The organism is Gemmatimonadota bacterium, from assembly GCA_016713785.1.
GTDB lineage: Bacteria > Gemmatimonadota > Gemmatimonadetes > Gemmatimonadales > GWC2-71-9 > JADJOM01.
Genome location: JADJOM010000003.1, coordinates 2,390,434 through 2,410,273, shown reverse-complemented (window position 1 = coordinate 2,410,273; position 19,840 = coordinate 2,390,434). Strand labels below are relative to the sequence as shown.

Below are 19,840 nucleotides of genomic sequence, written 5' to 3'. Positions count from 1 at the left end.
GCCCCTGCGGGCGCGGAAGCGGGGGTCGTGACGCGGGCATGCGATCCTCCAGGGTGGGTACGGGACCACGGACGCCCCTCAACGGAGGAAGGCCGGTGATCCTCTCACCCGCCGCGCCTTCCGCCCGCAGCAGGTGCGGGTAACTTGGGCCCGATGACGGAGCATCCCCCCGATCTCTCCCCGGCCATCGAGGCGGCATTGCGGCAATACGCCGACCTGGTGCGAGGGGTGGGGCAGCGGCATGGCCTGGACCCGATGGACCTCGACGAGGTCATGCAGGAGGTCCGGATCCGGCTGTGGCGCGCGCTCGGGCATGGTGAGAGGATCGGGGCGGTGCGTCCGTTGTACATCCGACGCACCGCGGTCAGCGCGGCGATCGACGTGCTGCGCCGGCGGCGCCTGCGACGGGAGCAACCAGTGGCCGCCGACGAGGAGCCCTCCCCCCTGCCGCCGACCCCCGACACGCCGGAGCGACGGGCCGAGCGCGGTGAGTTCCGGCGCCGCCTGGGCCAGGCCATCGAGGCGCTCGCGCCGAGCCGGCAGCCGGTGGTCCGGATGTACCTGGCGGGGTACAGCAGCGGGGAGATCGCCGAGGTGTTCGGCTGGACCGAGGCCAAGGCCCGCAACCTGCTCTATCGCGGCCTGGACGACCTGCGCGCGCGGCTGACCGCGCTGGGCTGCCACCCGGAGGCACTGGCATGAACGACGAGGCGTTGCGCGAGGCCTACGCCGCGCTCCTGGCGGAGCGGGGCAGCGACCCGGCGCGGACCGCCTGCCCCGGCACCGAGGCGCTGCAGCGGGCGGTCGCCATCAGGGGGCCCGAGGCCGACCGGCTGGCGGCGGTGAATCACGCGATGGCCTGCCCCCCCTGCCGCCGGGAGTTCGAGCTGCTGCGGGCCCTGCAGCACGCGGTGCCTTCGGAGCGGGTGCTGCCGGCGTGGCTGGGGCTGGCCGCGGCGGCGCTGCTCGTGGTGGCGGTGGGGCTCGCGGTGCCGCGGTGGTGGCGCGGGCGGGCGGACGTGGTGCGCGGCCCGGGGGGGCTGACCCTCCTGGCGCCCGCCGCGGGGGCCACGGTGCCGGCGCCGGTGGACCTGGTCTGGAGCCGGGTCCCCGGCGCAGCGCGCTACGAGGTGCTGGTCCTGGGCCACGCGGGCGATACCCTGCTGCGGCAGCGGACCAGCGACACCACCGCCGCGCTGCCCGACGGGCTTCCGCCCGGCGCCCCGCTGCTGTGGCACGTCACGGCCGTTCGCGGCCCGGCCGACAGCGTGCGGTCCGACCCCGCCAGCTTCACGCTGGCGCCGCCCTGACCCGCCGCCGCGCCAGCCACCACGCGCCCGCGGCCGCCACCAGGCCCACGGCCAGCCACCCGGCCCACCGTGGTGCCGGGCGCCGCAGCGGCAGCCGCATCGCCCCGTCGCCCACCACCACGAACGCCGCCCAGTCGGCGGCCGGCACGCCGCGCATGCGCGCCTCGCGCTGGGCGCGCTGCAGCGCCGCGTCGAGCGGCAGGCCATCCGCCATCCCCGTGTAGAGGGCCTCGATGAGGTCCGCGGTGGCCCGGTCCCGCACCGGCCACCGGCTCGCCACCACCGCCCGGGCGCCACCCTCGAGCAGCGCCGTGGTCAGCCCGAGGATGCCCTCGCCGCCGATCATCGCGCCGGTGGCGGTGCGGCAGCCGGAGAGCACCACCAGCTTGCCCGCGAGCGCCAGGGTGCCGATCTCGCCCACCGTCAGGAAGCCGTCCTCGCCGCCGCCCGGCGCGAGGGCCAGCGAACTGCTGGCCAGGCTGCGGGCATCGACCAGCGCGTGGGTGGCAAAGTGGAGGACCCCGAAGTCCCCCAGCGCCGACGCCTTCAGGTACGCCTCCGAGGCCGCGGATCCGGTCCGTGCCACCGACCCCTCGCCGAAGCGCGCCGCGAGCCGGGCCTCGCGCCGTGCGCTGGGCAGCGGCGCCAGGCCACCGGACGTTTCGTACAGGGCGCGCAGCGGGTCATCGTCGGCAGGAGGCCCGAACGCGGGATCGCCCAGCGCCAGCACCCGCAGCGCCGGGCCGGGGGCGGCCGCGGCGTCACCGGCGACGGCCAGCGAGGGCACCTGGCTCAGGGCATAGCGGGCGCCGAGGGGCGTGCCGTCGGGGAGCGGCAGCGCCTCGAAGGGGAGGAAGTGCAGCACGTCGTCCGGCACCAGCACCAGCCGCGTGATGCGGTCCGGCAGCGCGGCGATCGCCGGGGCAAGCAGCGCCGCGCCGAGCGAGCGCCCGGGGGCGGTGGCCGGGTCCCCCGTGCGCAGCAGGTCCACGTAGCGGGTCAGTGGCGCGCGCAGGGAGTCGAGCGCGGGCAGCTCGTAGCCGCGCGTGCCGTCGGAGGTCACCACGAACAGCGTGGTCGGCGCGCCCCACCACCCCGTGACGTATTCCAGGAAGGCGGTGGCCGTGTCCGGCGTGGCCCAGCTGGTCGCCGCGCCGCCCGGCCCCGCGGCCGCGGGCGCCACGAAGCTCCGGGCCTCGGTGCGCCGGTCGCGCAGGGTCCGCGCGCGGCGCGCCTCCGCCAGCCGCAGCGCATCCGCCGCACGCCCCCCCCGGGTCAGCGCCGCCACGATCGTGGACAGCCCGAGGTCGGGCTCATCGAAGGTCTGCCGGGTCTGGTAGACCAGCCGTCGCAGTTCGGGATCATCCAGGCTCGCGCGCAGCCGCTCCAGCTCGGCGTTCGCGGCGGTCATCTCCGCCAGCGCGCCCCCGAGGTCACCGCGGCGGACCAGCGTCTCCGCCAGCCGGGCGCGGGCCACGTAGCGCTCCAGCTCCTCCGCCTCCGGGTCGGCGATGATCCCGCGGAAGGCCCGGGTCGCCTGGTCCAGCGCGCCGAGCCGCAGGGCCAGCAGTCCGCGGATGTAGGCGAGCCCCGGCGGCTGCGGATCCCATCCCCGCGCGTGGGCGTAGCGTAGCGCCGCCTCGAGCTCCGCCGACGCCTCCGCCCACCGGCCCCGCCGCAGCGTCACCTCGGCCAGGCGAAACCGCTCCCCGTACGAGTCGCCACCGGGGCTCCGGTCCAGCGTGTCGCGGGCGGCCTCCAGCCGCGCCTGGGCCTCGTCCAGGCGGCCAAGGTCGATCAGCAACCCGCTGCGCACGTAGTCGAGGCCACCGAGCCCGAACAGGTCGCCCATCCAGGTCAGCACCGACTCGGCCCGGGCGAACTCGCGATCGGCGGCCAGGAAGTCGCCGGCCCACCAGTAGGTCTCGCCCAGGAACCGGTGAATCCACCCCGTGCTGAAGGTGTTGTCGCTGGCCTGCGCCTCCCGCCGGGCCAGCAGCAGCGCGCGCCGGGCCCCCGCAAGGTCGGTGCGCTGCAGGCGGCTGAACCCGCGGACGAACTCGGTGACCGACCAGCCGAAGTGATCGCCGGCCTGGGCCTGGGTGGTGGCCGCGCTGTCGGCGTAGGCCTCGATGCGCCCGCCGGGGCCGGCCAGCGCGGTGAGCACGGTGACGGCGCCCTGGTAGCAGAGCCCGAGGAGGATGGGGTCCCCCGCGACTCGCGCCCCCGCGATGCCGGCGGCGATCTCCTGCACCGCCTCCGGGCGACCCGCAAAGGTGAGGATCGGCGCGCGCCAGCAGCGCACCTGCGCCAGCGCGTGCCCGTCGCCCGCCGGGACCGCGCGCTCCGCCTCCGCAAAGCGCGCCAGCGCCTCGGGGAGCGACGCCTGCCGCGAGTCGAGGAAGGCCAGCACCACCCGCGCCTCCACCAGCGCGGCTGAATCGGCGAGCGCCTGGGCCCCCCGTTCCACCTGCCGCATCAGGGTCCGCGTGGAATCGAAGGGTGCGCGGCCCAGGGAGGCCCGGGCCCGCTCCAGCAGGGTGGCCAGCGCGGGACGGGTCGGGGCGGGATCATCACGCCACACCGCCCCGGCGGCCGGGGGGGCCGCCAGGGCGGTGAGCAGGAGCAGGGGCAGCGAGGCGCGCATGGCTACAGGAACTACACCGGAACCGCGCCGCCACAAGGGCCCGGCCCGCCCGGGCGCCGGTCGCCTAACGGCTGGCGAGGACCTCGACGGGGAGCGCTGACCGCTCCAGCGCCAGTTCGAGGTGCGGGGCCAGCGCGGCCCCGAGTTCCCAGCTCGACACCTCGGCGCGGGCGCCATCCTCGGTCACGGTGAGCCACGGCGCCGGGGCGCCGGCGTCCCAGTCGCCGAAGACCAGCACCGGCGTGCCGTAGCGGGTGACGGCCGAGCCACGGCCGGGCACCCAGGCCTGGGTCCAGTCGAACATCCAGCGGGCATCCTCCTCGAGCAGGCGCACGCAGCCGTGGCTGGCCGGGAGCCCGGGGAGGTCGTACTGGTGGAAGGCCACGCCCTTGAGGGCGATGAAGTTGACGTACCAGTCGAGGATCCAGCTGGGATCGTCAGTGCTGATGGTCTGGCGGTCCTTCCAGTTGGTGAAGAAGAGCCCCGGGTCGGTGGGGGTGCTTGCCTTCCCGGTGCTGGTCGGGCCCCAGCGGACCAGCTCGCCATGCTCGTAGGCGGCGAACGCCTGCACCCGGCGGGAGACCACCACGAACTTGGGCAGCGCGCGCAGCGAGAAGACCGTGGCCGGGAACGGGGCGTAGCTGAGCTCGGGGGCGATGGAATCGGGGACCACCAGGGTGCGGCGGCGCGCGTGCGCGGCGTCGACCCGGTTGAGCTTGAGGATGGTGAGCTGCTCGGCGGAATCGAGCGCGGCCATGCGGCCCCACGCCTCGGCGGACACGCGACGGAAGCTGCGCGCGGCGTTCCACCCCTCCAGCGTGGCGGCCTCACCGGCGCCGGCGAGCAGCGCCGGGTGGGAGACCGCCGGGACACACCCCAGCGGCGCGCACGCCGGTGCGAGCCGGCTGTGGTGTGCACCCAACATCGTGGCCGCCACTGCCAACACCGCGACCACCCTGAACACTCCCGTGACCCCTCCAGAAATCAGACGCTGCGTACAATCGCCGGACATCAGTCGGATCTGCTCCCGGGCGGACGGCGCCACCCATCTGCCATAGTGCCAAGTGGTTACCCCCAAACGGAAGATCCGGATGCGGGGACCGCATCCGGACCTTGGGTCCCGGTGCGGCAGCCACCGGGAAGGGGTAGGGCAACTGGCGTACCGTCCGGCCGCGCCGTCCGTTCAGGGCCCGACCTGGTGCTCCCCGGTCACCGCATGAACGACCTGGTCCACCGCGGCGTTCCCGAACACCCGCCGCGCCACGCGGGCGAACCACTCCCGCAGGCTGTCGAGGATCTCGTAGAAGGTGGGGATCGCGATCAGCGTGAGCAGCGTGGAGGTGATGACGCCGCCGATCACCGCCACGCCGAGGGGCTGGCGGAACTGGGCTCCGTCGCCGCGGCCGAGGGCCACCGGGATCATGCCGGCGATCAGGGCGAAGGTGGTCATGAGGATCGGGCGGAGCCGGATGGCGCCGGCCTCGATCAGCGCCTCGCGGAGCGCCAGGCCCTGCCGCTCCCGGGCCCACTTGGCGAAGTCGATCAGCAGGATGGCGTTCTTGGCCACGATGCCCATGAGCAGGATGACGCCGATCAGGCTCATGATGTTGATGGTGAGTCCCGTGGCGGCGAGGCCCAGCATCACGCCGATCAGCGAGAGCGGCAGCGACAGCATGATGGCGAGCGGGTCGATGAACGAGCCGAACTGCATCACCAGGATCAGGTACATCAGCATGGCCGCCACGCCGAGCGCGATGAAGATGTTGCCGAAGACCTCGCTCTGCTGCTCGGCGTCGCCTCCCTCGGTGATCCGGACCCCCGGCGGCAGCGGGATCTTCGCGATGGCGGCGCGCACGTCGTCCATCACGGCGCCGGAGGCGCGGCCGGAGTAGTTCCACTCGACGTTGACCACCGGGTCGCGGTTCAGGTGGTTGATCACCGCCGGCCCGACGCTCTGGCTGATGTCGGCCACCTGGCCGAGGGGCACGGTGGCGGGGAGGCCGGCGCGGCCGGCCACCAGCAGGGGCAGGCGGCGCAGGTCCTCGGGGCGGGTGCGGCTCTCGGGGGTGAGCCGGATCTCGACGTCGCGGGTCTCGCCGCTCGGGTCCACCCAGTCGCCGGCGTCGATCCCCGCGAAGGCGGGGCGCACCGACTGGGCCACGTCGCCCACGGTGATGCCGAGGCTGCCGGCCAGGCCGCGGTCGAGGGTGATCGTCACCTCCGGCTTCTGGCCCTTGGACGAGAGGTCGAGGTCCACCACGTTCGGCACCGTGGCGACCACCGCCTGCAGCTGCTCCGCCACGGCGGTGATGGTGGCCACGTCGGACCCGCGCACCTCGAGCTGGCCCTGCTTGCGCCCGCCGCCGAAGTCGGTGGTGAAGATCGAGACCTTGGCGCCGGTCATCCGGTTGGTCTCGGCCCGCAGCCGGGCGGCGATGTCCTCGACCGTCGCGTCACGGTCGTGGCGCGAGGTGAGGCGGACGAAGATCGCGCCCTCGTCCACCGCGCCGGCGTTGCCGCCGCCCAGCGTGGTGTAGGTGTAGCGCACCTCGGGCTCGCGGCGCAGCGCCGCGATGACCTCCTGCGCCTTGGTGCGGGTGTAGGCCAGGCTCGAGCCGGGCGGGGTCTCGATCGTGATGTTGAACTCGGCGCGGTCGTCGAGCGGGAAGAAGCCCACGCCCACCAGCCGGAAGTACGGCATGGCCAGCGCCAGCACAAAGGAGGCGGTGGAGATGGCCACCATGGTCCAGCGGTGGTCGAGCGCCCAGGCGATCACCCGCTTGTAGCGTTCCGCCAGCCGGCTGAACCAGGCGTTGAACCGGTCCAGTTGCCGGGTGATCCAGGCCTTCTCGTGCTCCTCCTGGTGCGGGTCGGGCCAGTAGGCCGAGAGCATCGGGTCGAGCGAGAACGAGACGAACAGCGACACCGCCACCGAGCAGGCGATGGTGAGGCCGAAGGGCTTGAACCACTGCCCCGAGACGCCGGGCAGGAAGGCGATGGGCACGAACACCGAGAGGATCGAGAAGGTGGTGGCCGCCACCGCGAGGCCGATCTCGTCGGTCCCCTCGCGGGCGGCGGTGAGGTGGTCCTTCCCCATCTCCACGTGGCGCACGATGTTCTCGCGGACCACGATGGCGTCGTCGATCAGGATACCGATGGCCAGTGACAGGCCCAGCAGCGACATGGTGTTGAGGGTGAAGCCGAAGGCCCACACCGCGATGAACGAGGCCAGCACGCTCACCGGCAGCGCCAGGCCGGTGATGATCGTGGAACGCCACGAGTTGAGGAACAGGAATACCACCAGCACCGTGAGAAAGGCGCCCTCGACCAGCGTCTCCTCCACGTTGCTCACCGAGCGGTCCACCTTCTCGCCGGCGTTCTTCACCACCGCCAGGCTGGCCCCGGCCGGGAGCGTCGCGGTGAGCCGCTCCACCCGCTCGATGATCCGCGCGCTCACGTCGGTGGTGCTGTAGCCCTTCGACTTCTTGATGTCGATCCCGACGGCCTCCTGGTCGTTGTACAGCGCCAGCGACCGGGGCTCGGCGGTGCCGTCGATGGCCTGGGCCAGCTCGCCCAGCCGGATCACCCGCCCGTTCCGCTCCGCCACCACCAGCGAGAGGAAATCCTGCGGCTCCGCCAGCCGGCCGGTGAGCCGGATGCTCCGCTCCTCGAAACCGCTCTCGATCCGTCCCACCGGCGCCGCCAGGTTCTGCGCCCGCAGCGCGCCCACCACCTGCGCCACGCTCACCCCCGCGGCAGTCAGCGCCTGCGGCCGGAGCAGCACCGTCAGCTCCCGCTCGTGCTTGCCCAGCACCGACACCTCGGCCACGCCCTGCAGCGAGCGCAGCTCCCGCGCGATGCCCGGGTCGGCCAGCCGCGTGAGCTCCGCGGCGGTGAGGGTCTCGGAGGACAGGGCCAGGGAGACCACCGGCCGGTCGGTGTCGGAGAGCTTCTTGATGACCGGCTCCTCGAGTTCCTCCGGCAGGTCGGCGCGAATCCCGCTGATGGCGTCGCGCACGTCCTGGGTGGCCTCGAGGAGTGGCTTCTCGAACTGGAACTCGATGACGATCTGGCCGTACCCGTCCTGGGCCGAGCCCTGCATCTTCTTGACCCCGCTGATGGAGGCGATCGCCTCCTCCACCGGCTCCAGCACCTCGCGCTCCACGCCGTCCGGGGAGGCGCCGGGGTAGATGAGCCCCACCAGCACGAACGGCGGCTGCACGTCGGGGAATTCGTCGGTCTTCACCTGGAACAGCGCGATCAGGCCGAACACCGAGAGCGCCAGCATCGTGACGATGGTGACGACCGGCCGGCGGATCGCGAAATCGGAGATCAGCACGGGCTCACTCCTTCTCGGCGGCGACGCCGACCTGCACGGTGCTGCCTGGCGCGATGCCGCGGGCGCCGCCCAGGAGCAGGGTGTCGCCCGGCGCGAGGCCGGTGGCCACCTCCATCTGCTCCCGGGCGGCATCGATCAGCCCGAGCTCGACCTCCACCCGCTCCACCTTGCCCTGCTTCACCCGGACCACGAACGGCCGCAGCCCCTTCCGGTCCACCGCGCCGGCCGGCACCACCACGCCCACCCTCGTGGCGCTCGCCACCCGTCCGTCGGCGAAGAGCCCGGCCACCAGGGCGCCGCGGGTATTGGGAATCCCCACCGTCACCCGCACCTGCCGGGTGGCGGGATCGACCGCGGGGTTGATCCGCGTGACCCGGCCCAGCAGCCCCTCCGCCTGCCCGCCCACCGCGAGCGTCACCGGCGTGCCCACCCGGAGCTCCTTCAGCGCGTCGACCGTCACGGCCCCCTCCAGCTTGAGCTGCGACGGGTCGACCACGGTGAAGAGCGGGTTCCCCACCTGCACGATGTCCCCGAGGTTGGCCGGGCGATCGCTGATCAGGCCCGCGAAGGGTGCCCGCAGCGCGGTGCGCGCGAGCGCCTTCTCGGCCGTCACCAGCCGCGCCCGCGCGTCCGCCAGCTGGCTCTCCGCGCTCTGCAGGGTCCAGTCGGCCTGCTCGCGGTCCCGCTCGGCCACCGCGCCGGCGTCGGCCAGGGCCCGGGTGCGCTCGGCGTTGCGCCGCGCCAGGCCCACCGTCAGCTCCGCGGTCTGCGCCGCGGACTGCGCCGAGGTGTAGCCCTCCCGCACGCCGGTGTCGTCGATGCGGCCCAGCAGCTGGCCCCGCGCCACCGGCTGGCCCGGCTCCACCAGCACCTCCACCAGCGCGCCGCCCACCTCGGCCCGGACCGTGGCGGAGCGTTCGGCGTCGAGGGTGCCGGAGATGGCCGGGCCCACCAGCAGCGTCTCCTGTCGCGCGATCGCGAGGTTCTCCCGGCCCACGAACATTGACGCGTCAGACGCGGCGGCGGGTGGCGCTGCCTCGCGGGCGCAGCCGGCGGCAAGGAAGAAGAGGCTGGCGGCGAGCGCCATCGGGCGGGCAGTCGGGGTCCGCGTCATTGCGTGGGTCCGTGTCATCGGAGGTCAGTTCCCGCCGGCCTGCTGGGTGTTGGCCAGGCCGCTGGCGGCGTTCGAAAGGGTGGCGCTCACGCCCTCGCCGCCCAGCGGCAGGTCGCGAAGCAGGGCCAGGCGGGCCCGGGCCACGCGCACGTCGCGCGCGGCGGTGGCACGGTTGGCCTGGGCCTGCTCCAGCAGCAGGCGGGCATCGGTCAGCTCGGTCTGGGTGGAGATCCCCTCGCGGTAGCGCAGGGTGGCGATCTCGTACGCGCGCTCGGCCTGCGCCACCGTGCCCTGCGTGGCCTGCCACGCGGCCAGCGCGGTGCTCAGTCGCTCCACCGACTGCCGCCCGTCGAGCACCGCGGCGTCGTGCGCCTGCGCCAGGCGGGTCCGCGCCTGGTCCAGGCTGGCCTCCGCCACCATCGCGTTGCCCCGCAGCCGGCCGCTGGTCCACAGCGGCACCGAGACGTTCACGCCGATGGTCCAGTCCGTCACGAAGCTCGCGTTCCAGGGCAGCCCGTCGTTCGGGTACCCGATCCGCGCGAAGTTGGAGGTGAGCCGCACCGTCGGCACCCGGTCCCAGCGGGTGACGTTGGTGAGCACCTCCTGGATCGTCACCGATTCGGACACCTGCTGCACCGCGGTGCGCTCGTTGGCCGCCGTGTCCCGGGGCGCCACCTGCAGCTCGTCCGCCAGCGTCTCTCCCGGCTGCTCGTCCAGCGCGGTGGTGAGGCGCAGCGGCTGGTGCAGCGGCAGGCCGAGCAGCTGGCCCAGCCGGAGGTAGCCGAGGGTCCGCTGCGACCGGCGCTGGATCACCGCCGAGCGCTGGTTATCACGGGTCACCTGCGCGCGCAGCAGGTCGAACTCCGGCTGGGTGCCCACCTGCCGCGCCAGCCGGGTCTGGGCCAGCGTGGTCTCCGCCTGCGCCAGGGACAGCTCCGCGATGCCCACCAGCCGGTCCGTCAGCACCGCGTCGAAGTAGGCCTCTGTCACGTCCATGCGCGCCTGAGCCTCGGCGGCGGTGAGCCCGAGTCGGGCCACCTTGCGCCCCGCCACCGCCGCCCGCGGGCGGCCCTTCAGGATGGCGCTGCTGAAGAGCACCTGGCTGAACTGCAGGCCGAAGTTGTACTGGTTCTTCCGGCCGAAGGGCAGGTTGCTCAGCGCGGCGAAGGGATTGAGCGCCGACAGGCACTCGACCGTCCGCTCCAGGCTGTCCACTCGCGACCCGACCGGCAGCGAAGGGTCGGCGCTGAACCGGTTGCAGAAGGTCGTGGCGGTGGTGTCGACGGTGCCGGAGCCGGTGCTGAACTGCGACTTGAGGGTCCGGGTGTAGGTGGCGGTGCCGGTGAGCTGCGGCAGCAGGTCCGCCCGGACCTTCTTGACCTCGCCCTCCGCCCGCAGGATGTCGGCCCGCGCGATCGCCACGCCGTCGCTCGCCGGCAGGGCCAGCTCGAGCGCCTCCTCGAGGGAGAGCGGCCGCGGCGCCGGGGCCTGGCCCCCAAGGGGCGCCGCCCCGACGAGCACCAGGGCCAGCAGGACGCGCCTCATGCCCGTGCCCCCCGGGCGGAGACCGGCGGCCGGAAGCCCACGCTCTGCAGCAGGAGCAGGACGTACTGGTGGATCACGACCTCCGGCGCGGGGAGGTTCTCGCCGAAGTGGTCCCGCCAGGTGGCGTGGGTGAGAATGGCGCCGAGCAGCATGCCCGCCGCCGCGTCCGCCACGAACTCGCCCTCGGCGGCGCCCTGGGACCGCAGACGCTCCAGGTAGCCCGAGAGCTCGGCGTGCTCGTCGTGCGGCTCCTCGCAGATGCTGGGGGCGATCTCGGGGTGCTCGAGCAGGTCGCCCATGATGCGGGAGATGAGGTGCCGGCCAGCGTACCACCGCTGGTAGAGGTGCCAGGCCCAGGCGTGCAGCTCGACCATCGGGTCCGCGGGCTCGGTCAGGCGCGGCATCCCGTCGGGGCGGTGCACCCGGCCGAGCGCCGCCTTGATGAGCGCTTCCTTGGTCCCGAAGTGACGGAAGAGGGTGACTTCGTTGACGTCGGCTTCCTGCGCGACCCGACGCGTTGTGGTGCCGCGGAACCCCGCCTCGGTGTACACGCGGGTGGCGGCGTCGAGAATGCGTTCGCGGATGTCTTGCATGGCGGGACAGGATAGCGGCCCCGTCGCGGTAAAGCAAGTGTGTGCTTGCTGTCTAACCCTGTGGCTCGATAGCCGACAGTCCCAGGCCGAGGGCCGCGCCAAGGTCTGCTGGGACAATCGGATAGCGGAGCAGTCCGTCCAGCGGTGGAAGCCCCGTGGAGGCCTCGGCCGGGGCGTGAGATGAGAGCACCCCGAACAGGCGTGGGGCGTCGGGTGGGCCATCGCCCTGCTCCCGCAGGGCGGTGAGCAGGGCCGGACCGTCGAGCCGGATCAGGTCCGCGTCGAGCAGGATCGTGGCGCACGGCGAGGCATGGAGCCGCTCCAGCGCATCGGCCCCGCTCCCGGCGACGACGACCTCACTGCCCAGGGTGCGCAGCATGCGGGCCAGGAGGGCACGGCGCACCGCGTTGGCGTCGGCCACCAGGACCCGCGCCTGGGCCGGGACCGCCGCGACGTGGTCCAGTTCGCGCCGCAGCGCCGCCAGCCGGACCGGCAGGTGCAGCGTTCCCGCGCCGGTCGGGGTTCCATCCACGCGACCCGCCCGAAGGCCCGTTTTCACCAGCCGGACGAGCCGGGCGCGGGGGGGCAGGGCGGCGGCCACGCGGTCGACACTCACGATGGCCTGGTCCACCAGCACCAGCAGGTCCGCGCCGTCGGTTCCCGTGGCCCGGAGCCAGGCGCACGCGGCGTCCCAGTCCTGCACCACGGTGCAGTCGGCGCCGCACTCGCGCGCCTGCAGGGCCAGGGACTCCGCGGTGCGCCCCTCGGCGGTGACGACCAGCAGCGTCCGCCGCGAGGGCAGGGGAGGCCTCCCGTGCGGGGCGGCGACCGTCACCGGCACCCGGCACCAGAAGCGGCTGCCCCGGCCCTCGACGCTGTCGTAGCCGATCTCGCCCTGCAGCAGCTCGATCAGCCGCTGCGAGATGGCGAGGCCGAGCCCGGTGCCGCCGAACCGCCGGGTGGTGGAGCCATCCGCCTGGGAGAACGACTGGAACAACCGGCCGCGCGCCGACTCCGGGATCCCGATGCCGGTGTCTTCCACCTCCAGCCGCAGGGTGAGGGCATTCCCAGTGCCCGGGAGCCCGCCGAGGCGGATCGTCACCCCGCCGGCCGGAGTGAACTTGATGGCGTTACCGAGGAGGTTGAGCGCCACCTGCCGCAGCCGGGCCGGGTCCGAGGTCACCCGCGCCGGCAGGCCGGGGGCCACCAGCAGCGCGAATTCGAGCCCCTTCGCCGCCGCCTGCGGCGCGAGGAGGTCGGCGGCCTCCTCGAGCGCCACGCGCGGATCGAAGGCCACGAGGTCCAGCTCGAGGCGTCCCGCCTCGATCTTGGAGAGGTCGAGGATGTCGTTGAGGATAGTGAGCAGGCCATTGCCGGAACTCTGGATGGTACCGGCGTACTCCCGCTGTTCTTCCGTGAGCGGCGTCTCCAGCAGCAGCGCCGTCATGCCCAGCACGCCGTTCATCGGGGTGCGGATCTCGTGGCTCATGTTGGCGAGGAACTCGGCCTTGAGCCGGGCCGCCTCCTGCGCGGCGGTGAGCGCCTGGTCCAGCCGCCGGTTGGCCTCGGTGAGGGCGGCCTCGTTGGCAGTGAGGTCGTCGATGGCCGCGCGGATCCGCTGCTCCGCCGGGCGCACCACGAACCAGCCGAGCAGGAGCACGGCGGCCAGGATCGCCACGGTGAGGCCGATCTGGGTGAGCCGCAGCGCCCGCATCCGCGCCAGGGCATCCGCCTGGTAGGCCGCGGCGATCGCTTCCGCGGAGCGGAGCACCGCGCCCGACGCCGCGACCACCGCTGAGGCGTGGGCCGCCTCACTCGGGCGGTCGGTGGTGGCCTGCAGCGATTCGGCGGCACTGACCAGGAGGCGCAGGGACGGTTCGGCGGCCCGGAACAGCCGCTGCAGTTCCGGGCTGGGATGCCCGGGCAGCCCCAGGGCGGCATCGCCCTGTTGCAGGCCGCGCTGCACCCGGACCAGGTCGGCGAGCGCGGTGCGGAGGACCGCCACCCGGTCCCAGCGTCCCGCCTCGCCGCTCTGCACCAGGCCCAGCGCCGCGGCGCTCACCCGCTGGCTGAGCATCCGCTGCCGGCCGGCGAGGTTCATCACCCGGCTGTCGGTGGCGGCGCGGACCAGGGCGCGTTCCATGGTGAAGCCGGCGATGACCAGCGAGCCCGCGATGACGAGCATCGCGATCAGGTATCCGGCGCGGACCCGGCGGACCAGGGCGCTCACGCCCGGGCTGTCCGGGTGGCCTGCGGGCGTGCCTCGCCGGCCTTCCCGAGGGGGGGCTGGGACTCCATCCTTGTGGTATCGGCCCCGCCCGGGGCAATCCTGAATCCCGACGAGGTGGCGGTGCGCGTCCTCCTGCTGGCCCTCTCCACCCTCGCGGCGTGCCGCGCCCCGGGCCCCCTGCGCCGGGCTGGCGCGGATACGGCGGCCACCCGGCCGCTTGCGGCGGCACCGGTGATCCAGGGGCCCGCGGTGGTGGCCTTCTGGCTCGCCGCCACCGACACCCTGGCCTCCGGCGACGGGCTCGACCTGCTGGACGATTTCCGCGCGTACACCGCGCTGGTGGCCCCCGCGCTCGAGGATGCCGGCATCGCCCTGGAGGCCACGACCGCCGATTCGATCGTGGTCGAGATCGAGGGGGGGCCACGCCGGGTGATCATGCTGACCGGCCTCGACTACCCCTTCGGCTACGTGCTCGTGGAACCGGGGTTTCCGGAGACCATCCTGACCGGGGTGTCGACCGACACCGAGCTGATGGAGCAGGTGGACTGGTACTTCGGGTCGGAGGGGGAGGACGTGGAGGGCGAGCCCCCGCGGCAGATGGTGCGCGCCAGCTAGCCGAGCGTCTCGCGCACCCGCTGCGCCAGGCCGGCTGGGGTGAACGGCTTCTGCAGGAAGCTGGTATTGGGCAGCAGGGTGCCGTGCTGCAGGATGGCGTCGTCAGTGTAGCCGGAGACGTACAGGATCCTGAGCCACGGACGCTGTTGCCGCAGGCGTGCCGAGAGTTCCTGCCCGCTCATGCCGGGCATGATCACGTCGGTGACCACCAGGTCGATGGCGTCGTCCCAGCGGTCCGCGAGCCGCAGCGCTTCGGCCCCGTCGGCGGCCTCCAGTACCCGGTAGCCCACCTCTTCGAGCACCCGCCGCGCCAGGCGGCGCACCGCCTCCTCATCCTCCACCAGCAGGATCGTGCCGGTGGCGCGCGCCGGCGCCGGCTCGGCCGCGGCCTCGGGGCCCTCGACCACCCCCTCCACGCGCGGGAGGTAGATCCGGAAGCGGCTGCCCCGGCCCCGCTCGGTCTCCACGAAGATGAACCCGCCGCTCTGCTTCACGATCCCGTAGACGGTCGCCAGGCCGAGCCCGGTCCCCCGCCCCGGTTCCTTGGTGGTGAAGAACGGCTCGAAGATGTGTCCGAGCGTCTGCGGCTCCATGCCCGTCCCGGTGTCCGTGACCGTCAGCAGCACGTAGGGGCCGGCGGGCATGATCGCCTCGGCGCCGTGGGCGGCCCCGGGGAAGTGGACGTTGGCCGTCTCCACCACGAGGCTGCCGCCGGTCGGCATCGCGTCGCGGGCGTTCACGCAGAGGTTGACGATCACCTGCTCCAGCTGGCCGGGGTCGGCACGGACCCGCCACAGGTCCGCCGCCGCCGTGGTGCCCAGGGTGATGTGCTCCCCGATCAGGCGGCGGAGCATGGTCTCCACCCCGAAGACCAGCTGATTGAGGTCGAGGGTGCGGGGCTGCAGCACCTGGCGGCGACTGAAGGCGAGCAGCTGGCGCGTGAGGTTGGCGGCCCGGGTGGCCGCGCGCTTGATCTCCTCGACGTCCTCCCGCTCCGCGGTGCCCGGCGCCAGCCCGGAGAGCAGCAGTTCGCTGGTGCCGAGGATCGCGGTGAGCAGGTTGTTGAAGTCGTGCGCGATCCCGCCGGCGAGGCGCCCGGCGGTCTCCATCTTCCGCGACTGCCGGGCCTCCTCCTCCAGCTGGCGTTGCAGGGTGATGTCGCGCTGGGTGCCCCACGCCCGCACCAGGTGGCCCCGGTCGATGATCCCGATCAGGTTGTTGAGGAACACCTTGGGGTGCCCCTCGCGGTCCCGTTCGTGGCTCTCCGAATCCGCCAGGCGGTAGCCCGCGCGGATGAACGCCCGGAGCATCGCCCGGTTCCGCGGGTCATCGGGATTGAGCAGGTCGCGCAGCGGGATGCGCAGCAGGTCGGCCGGGTCCTCGACGCCGTACTGGCGCGCCATGGCGTGGTTGCACTCCGCCAGCCAGCCTTGCGCGAAGATCGCGGCGATCATCGCGTCCTCGTCGAGCGAGAGGGGGATCGGCTCCCGCACCTCGAACCGCCAGATCCCGTCCGTGCTCTGTTCCACGAACAGCCGGTACCTCGCCTCGGCCTCCTCCACCCGGAGCCCGGCCTCCTTGAGCTCCGTGATGTCCACGTCCACGCCGAGGAAGCCGACGAACACCCCCTGCTCGTCCCAGCGGGGGATGGCCACCTGCATCAGGTGCCGCCAGGCCCCGTCGCGGCGTCGCATCCGGAACTCGAGCGTGAACCCGCGCTGCTCCAGCGAGGTGCGCCGGTAGTGGTCTTCCACCCGCCCCCGGTCGGCGGGGTGCACTGTCTCAAGCCAGCCGTACCCCGCCTCCTCCGCGAACGTCCGGCCGGTGAACTCCAGCGCGGTGCGGTTCTCCCAGGTCAGCTGGCGCAGCGGGTTCTCGGTCCAGATCTGGACCGGGGCCTTGTCCGCCACCTCCCGGAACAGCCGCTCGCTCCCTACCACCTGCCGGGCGTGCTGGTCGGCGGCGGTCTCGTTGTCCACGGCCAGCACCAGGGCCTCGACGCCGGGCAGGTGCAGCAGGTTCACCAGGCGCCCGGTGAAGGCGCGCTCGGTGCCGTCGGCGCAGCGCGCCGTCATGGCGCCGGCGATCGCCGCCCCGGGAGACTCGAGCGCCCGTCGCACATAGTCGAGCGCGGCCGGCACCGCGCTCGTGGCGGCGAAGTCGGTGATGACCCGGTCGACCAGGGCGGCTGGCGCGTAGCCGAAGCGCGGCAGCACACCGTCGGAGGCGAACCGGATCCGCAGGGTGGCGTCGAACGAGATCCAGGCCGCGGTCTGCGGGTGGTGGAGCGCCTCGAGCAGCGCGGCCTGATGGGCCAGGCGCGGGCGCCGGGTCGCGCGGGCCACCACCCGGTCGAGGGCCGCGGCGAGCGCCGCGCCCCGTGAGAACACGCGCCTCGAGGCACTCGGCGGCGCCGGCGCGGAGCAGGGCCTGCTCGCGGGCCCGATCCAGGCCCGGCACCAGCACCAGCGCGGCGGCGTCGTGGAGAGTGAGCCAGGCCTCGGCGGCGGGAAGGTCCGGCACGGCCACCGGCTCGACCCCGGACCCGGATGTCCCAAGGAGGCTGCGGAGCCTGGGGAGCTCCGGGTCGGCGGTCAGGTACAGCACGGCGGCCGGCGGTGCCGGTCGCTGCTGGGGAGGGTGTGCCATCGATACCGGACCACGGACCCGGGGGGGCGGGGCCACCTGAAGTATCGGCCCGGCGGCGCCTGGTTGGCAATCGCGTGAGGCGCTCAGCCCCGGATCTTGAGCACCACCCGTCCCTTGAAGGTCCGGACGTCGATGGTGGCGCGTCCGTCGCCGGTCCGGGCCGTCCACTCACCCTTGGTGGCGCCGGCGCGCAGGGCGCTGGCCGGCAACAGCTGGTCCTCGGGGCGGCCCCCGTAACTCACCAGGTGCCAGGTGGCGGCCAGGCCGGGCGGGAGCCGCAGTTCGATGTCGCCGCCGTGGGTCTCCGCCTGCAGGCGCCCGTCAGGGACCAGGTCACCCTTGAAGGCGATCTCGCTCGAGACCGTCTCCAGGTGCACCTGGCGCACCGCCCCCTCCATGCCGATGAACAGCGGGCCGCTGACCGAGCGGGCGTCCAGTTCCTGCAGTACTCCGCGCACCACCAGCACCCCGCTCGCGGTCCGCACCCGTGCCAGCGGGCTCGTACAGGCCAGCTCCACGTTGCCGTCGAGGGTCTCGACCGCCACGCTGGCGGCGGTGCCGGCCACCCGCACCCGGCCGCTCACGGTGGTCACTTCCACGCTGCCCCCTCCCGCCGTCACCTCCACCTCCGCCGCGGCGGAGGTCACCCACAGGCGCGCCCCGCCGGGGATCCGCACGTCGAGGTCGGCGATGCCGTCGGCCGTCCGCCCCTCCGGCGGCTCGACGACCACCTTGAGGGCGGCGGGCGAGCCCCCCAGCAGGAGCCGGCCGGCCCCGGGGTCCACCCGCCCCTTCACGTCGACGCTGTCGCGGGTCCAGGTGGTGATCCGCACCGAGCCACGGGGTAGCCAGAGCCGGATGGCCGCATCCTGGCTGGCGGGGCGCCCGGTGCGGACCGCGTCCTGCCCGGCCAGTTCCGTTGTGCCGCCGAGGAGCAGGAGCAGCAGCGCCAGGAGTCGCGTCATGATTCCCGCCGGCCGGAGAGGGTGGCGTGCCGGAGCAGCGCCAGGCGCTGCTCGTAGCGGGCCAGCACCATCTGTTCCAGGGCGCCGTTGCCCGGGTCGGACTGGAGCGCCGCCTCCGCCTCGCCGATGGCCTGGTCGATGATCGCCAGGTTGCGCTCCACCACCCGTCGGGTCTCCGGTGCGAGGACGCCGGCATCCTGGCGCAGCGTGCGGGTGAGCTCGATGCTGGCCGCGGTGTACTCCGCGCGGCGGGCCGCGAAGGCGTCGGTGGCCGGCGCCCCCGGTCCCAGCCGGGCGATCGCGTAGCCACCCAGGAAGAGCGCCAGCGCGGCGGCCAGCCGGAGCCAGGGGAAATTCGCCGTCGGCCGGCGCGGCGCCGCGGCCGCCGGCAGCCGGCTGGCGATGCCCGCCCACACGGCGTCCGGTGGCTGCAGGGCGGCGGGCAGGGCGCGGGCCGCGGTGGAGATCCGCCCGATGGCCTCGAGCTCCGCGCGGCAGGCGGCGCACGCGGCCAGGTGTGCCTCCACCTCGGCGCGCGGGCCGGCGGCGAGGGTGCCGTCGAGGTACTCGTCGAGCAGGGGGGAAGCGTCGGTACAGGGTGTCATCGGTCCAGGTTCTCCCGTAGCAGCCGGCGCGCGCGGTGCAGCTGCGCCTTGCTGGTCCCTTCCGCGATGCCCGTGAGCCGGGCGATCTCCTCGTGCTGGTACCCCTCGACGTCATGCAGGACGAACACCGTCCGGGCCCCCGGAGGGAGTGCGGCGATCGCCTGCTCCAGGTCCCGTGCCGGGGCCGCCGGGGCGGGCCCCGGGTGCCGCTGCAGCACGGCGTCGTCCTCGAGGGTGAGCCGCGCCGAGCGCCGGCCAGCGCTGCGCCGGGCCTGGAGCACCTCGTTGACGGTGAGGCGGTGCAGCCAGGTGGTGAATGCGCTCTCACCACGGAAGCTGGCCAGCCGCTCCCAGACCCGGATGAAGACGTCTTGGGTGTGTTCCACGGCCTCCTGCTCCCGGCCCGTCAGCCGGAGGCAGAGTGCATAGACCCGCCCCGCGTGCGCCTGATAGAGGGCACGGAAGGCCTCGGGGTCCCCGTCCTGGGCCCGGCGAACCGTCTCGTTCATGAAGGCATGGGCATGGGCGGTGTCGGCTGGTGGGATGCCGATGGTCTGGCCGGCGTTTGAACCCGCGACCGGGGCCAATCTACGTCTCATGCAGGCTTCACGCTCCGTTCACGGGCCCGGTCGCTACTTAGGGTCGGCAGTTCACCGGAGGGAACGATGCGCGTCACTGACGTCATGCAGACCAATCTCCGGACGATTCGCGGCACCGACACGGTGGGGGAGGCGATCTCGCTGCTGGCCGAGAGCCACGTCTCCGGTGTTCCCGCGGTGGATGACCATGGTCGGCTGGTGGGCGTGCTCTCGAACAGCGACATCCTCGAGGCCCTCGCCGAGCACACCGACCCGGAGTCCCGCGAGGCGGTCTTCGAGCAGACGCTGGTGCAGGAGGTCATGACCCCGCGGCCGCAGACGATCAATCCCGAGGCCACCATCCGGGATGCGGCGCAGCGGATGCTCTACCTCGAGGTGCACCGGCTCTTCGTGGAACAGGATGGGCGCCTGATCGGGGTGGTCTCCACCACCGACCTGGTACGAGCGCTGGCGGGCGTGAAGGTCTGACCCCCGGCGCAGGAAAAGGTAGGACACCGGTCTGAGGGGGCCGGTGAGCAGGACACCGGTCTGAGGGGGCCGGTGCGTTGGGAACCGGTCTGAGGGGACCGGTGCAGTACGGAGAAGCCAGAGGCGCCAGCCTCTGGCTTTTTCGTTGCCGGTACCCCGGA

At 73.6% G+C, this 19,840-nt stretch carries 15 protein-coding genes; 4 read left to right on the top strand and 11 right to left on the bottom strand.

Annotation, left to right across the window (positions count from 1 at the left end):
- Positions 1 to 153: 153 nt before the first annotated feature.
- Both IPJ95_18910 and IPJ95_18905 read left to right on the top strand, forming a co-directional pair.
- Positions 154 to 702: a sigma-70 family RNA polymerase sigma factor gene (locus IPJ95_18910; protein MBK7925673.1), complete on the top strand. Its 549-nt coding sequence runs from the start codon at positions 154 to 156 to the stop codon at positions 700 to 702.
- Positions 699 to 1,310 carry a hypothetical protein gene (locus IPJ95_18905; GenBank protein MBK7925672.1) on the top strand — a complete coding sequence of 204 codons (612 nt, stop codon included), beginning with the start codon at positions 699 to 701 and terminating at the stop codon, positions 1,308 to 1,310. The genes IPJ95_18910 and IPJ95_18905 overlap by 4 nt, the downstream gene beginning before the upstream one ends.
- On the opposite strand, the gene IPJ95_18900 is transcribed toward IPJ95_18905, so the two are convergent.
- The 7 genes from IPJ95_18900 to IPJ95_18870 all read right to left on the bottom strand — a co-directional run bounded on the left by IPJ95_18900 (position 1,291) and on the right by IPJ95_18870 (position 13,778).
- Entirely contained in the window at positions 1,291 to 3,957 is a 2,667-nt protein-coding gene (locus tag IPJ95_18900) for a CHAT domain-containing protein (protein ID MBK7925671.1), read from the bottom strand. The two genes, IPJ95_18905 and IPJ95_18900, sit on opposite strands and share 20 nt — an antisense overlap.
- Positions 3,958 to 4,021: 64 nt before the next feature.
- Complete coding sequence (locus IPJ95_18895) at positions 4,022 to 4,882, bottom strand: L,D-transpeptidase (protein ID MBK7925670.1); 861 nt, start codon at positions 4,880 to 4,882, stop codon at positions 4,022 to 4,024.
- Between the two features lie 258 nt (positions 4,883 to 5,140).
- Entirely contained in the window at positions 5,141 to 8,296 is a 3,156-nt protein-coding gene (locus IPJ95_18890; GenBank protein ID MBK7925669.1) for an efflux RND transporter permease subunit, read from the bottom strand.
- 4 nt (positions 8,297 to 8,300) lie between these two features.
- Complete coding sequence (locus IPJ95_18885; GenBank protein MBK7925668.1) at positions 8,301 to 9,410, bottom strand: efflux RND transporter periplasmic adaptor subunit; 1,110 nt, start codon at positions 9,408 to 9,410, stop codon at positions 8,301 to 8,303.
- Positions 9,411 to 9,434: 24 nt separating this feature from the next.
- The gene (locus IPJ95_18880) at positions 9,435 to 10,955 is read right to left on the bottom strand and encodes a TolC family protein (GenBank protein MBK7925667.1); all 1,521 of its coding nucleotides are present in this window, start codon (positions 10,953 to 10,955) and stop codon (positions 9,435 to 9,437) included.
- Positions 10,952 to 11,548: a TetR/AcrR family transcriptional regulator gene (locus tag IPJ95_18875; protein MBK7925666.1), complete on the bottom strand. Its 597-nt coding sequence runs from the start codon at positions 11,546 to 11,548 to the stop codon at positions 10,952 to 10,954. The genes IPJ95_18880 and IPJ95_18875 overlap by 4 nt, the downstream gene beginning before the upstream one ends.
- A 52-nt stretch (positions 11,549 to 11,600) precedes the next feature.
- Positions 11,601 to 13,778 carry a type IV pili methyl-accepting chemotaxis transducer N-terminal domain-containing protein gene (locus tag IPJ95_18870; GenBank protein MBK7925665.1) on the bottom strand — a complete coding sequence of 726 codons (2,178 nt, stop codon included), beginning with the start codon at positions 13,776 to 13,778 and terminating at the stop codon, positions 11,601 to 11,603.
- Positions 13,779 to 13,898: 120 nt separating this feature from the next.
- Between IPJ95_18870 and IPJ95_18865 the strand changes: the two genes are divergently transcribed.
- Positions 13,899 to 14,393, top strand: coding sequence for a hypothetical protein (locus tag IPJ95_18865; GenBank protein MBK7925664.1), 495 nt, complete (start codon positions 13,899 to 13,901; stop codon positions 14,391 to 14,393).
- On the opposite strand, the gene IPJ95_18860 is transcribed toward IPJ95_18865, so the two are convergent.
- From IPJ95_18860 to IPJ95_18845, 4 genes are all read right to left on the bottom strand, one after another.
- Positions 14,390 to 16,783 carry a response regulator gene (locus tag IPJ95_18860; protein ID MBK7925663.1) on the bottom strand — a complete coding sequence of 798 codons (2,394 nt, stop codon included), beginning with the start codon at positions 16,781 to 16,783 and terminating at the stop codon, positions 14,390 to 14,392. The two genes, IPJ95_18865 and IPJ95_18860, sit on opposite strands and share 4 nt — an antisense overlap.
- 342 nt (positions 16,784 to 17,125) lie before the next feature.
- A complete protein-coding gene (locus IPJ95_18855; protein ID MBK7925662.1) occupies positions 17,126 to 18,007 on the bottom strand; it encodes a hypothetical protein in 882 nt (293 codons plus the stop codon).
- Positions 18,004 to 18,612 carry a zf-HC2 domain-containing protein gene (locus tag IPJ95_18850; GenBank protein MBK7925661.1) on the bottom strand — a complete coding sequence of 203 codons (609 nt, stop codon included), beginning with the start codon at positions 18,610 to 18,612 and terminating at the stop codon, positions 18,004 to 18,006. The genes IPJ95_18855 and IPJ95_18850 overlap by 4 nt, the downstream gene beginning before the upstream one ends.
- On the bottom strand, positions 18,609 to 19,121 hold the full coding sequence (locus IPJ95_18845; protein MBK7925660.1) for an RNA polymerase sigma factor: 513 nt from the start codon (positions 19,119 to 19,121) through the stop codon (positions 18,609 to 18,611). The genes IPJ95_18850 and IPJ95_18845 overlap by 4 nt, the downstream gene beginning before the upstream one ends.
- A 156-nt stretch (positions 19,122 to 19,277) precedes the next feature.
- On the opposite strand from IPJ95_18845, the gene IPJ95_18840 reads away from it, so the two are divergent.
- Positions 19,278 to 19,679 carry a CBS domain-containing protein gene (locus IPJ95_18840; protein MBK7925659.1) on the top strand — a complete coding sequence of 134 codons (402 nt, stop codon included), beginning with the start codon at positions 19,278 to 19,280 and terminating at the stop codon, positions 19,677 to 19,679.
- The last annotated feature ends 161 nt before the right edge of the window (positions 19,680 to 19,840 follow it).

What these genes read in the sequence shown, in the direction of transcription:
- IPJ95_18910 (MBK7925673.1), top strand. Translation starts at nt 154, where the DNA reads ATGACGGAGCATCCCCCCGATCTCTCCCCGGCCATCGAGGCGGCATTG.
- IPJ95_18905 (MBK7925672.1), top strand. Translation starts at nt 699, where the DNA reads ATGAACGACGAGGCGTTGCGCGAGGCCTACGCCGCGCTCCTGGCGGAG.
- IPJ95_18900 (MBK7925671.1), bottom strand. Translation starts at nt 3,957, where the DNA reads ATGCGCGCCTCGCTGCCCCTGCTCCTGCTCACCGCCCTGGCGGCCCCC.
- IPJ95_18895 (MBK7925670.1), bottom strand. Translation starts at nt 4,882, where the DNA reads ATGTTGGGTGCACACCACAGCCGGCTCGCACCGGCGTGCGCGCCGCTG.
- IPJ95_18885 (MBK7925668.1), bottom strand. Translation starts at nt 9,410, where the DNA reads ATGACGCGGACCCCGACTGCCCGCCCGATGGCGCTCGCCGCCAGCCTC.
- IPJ95_18880 (MBK7925667.1), bottom strand. Translation starts at nt 10,955, where the DNA reads ATGAGGCGCGTCCTGCTGGCCCTGGTGCTCGTCGGGGCGGCGCCCCTT.
- IPJ95_18875 (MBK7925666.1), bottom strand. Translation starts at nt 11,548, where the DNA reads ATGCAAGACATCCGCGAACGCATTCTCGACGCCGCCACCCGCGTGTAC.
- IPJ95_18855 (MBK7925662.1), bottom strand. Translation starts at nt 18,007, where the DNA reads ATGACGCGACTCCTGGCGCTGCTGCTCCTGCTCCTCGGCGGCACAACG.
- IPJ95_18850 (MBK7925661.1), bottom strand. Translation starts at nt 18,612, where the DNA reads ATGACACCCTGTACCGACGCTTCCCCCCTGCTCGACGAGTACCTCGAC.
- IPJ95_18845 (MBK7925660.1), bottom strand. Translation starts at nt 19,121, where the DNA reads ATGAACGAGACGGTTCGCCGGGCCCAGGACGGGGACCCCGAGGCCTTC.
- IPJ95_18840 (MBK7925659.1), top strand. Translation starts at nt 19,278, where the DNA reads ATGCGCGTCACTGACGTCATGCAGACCAATCTCCGGACGATTCGCGGC.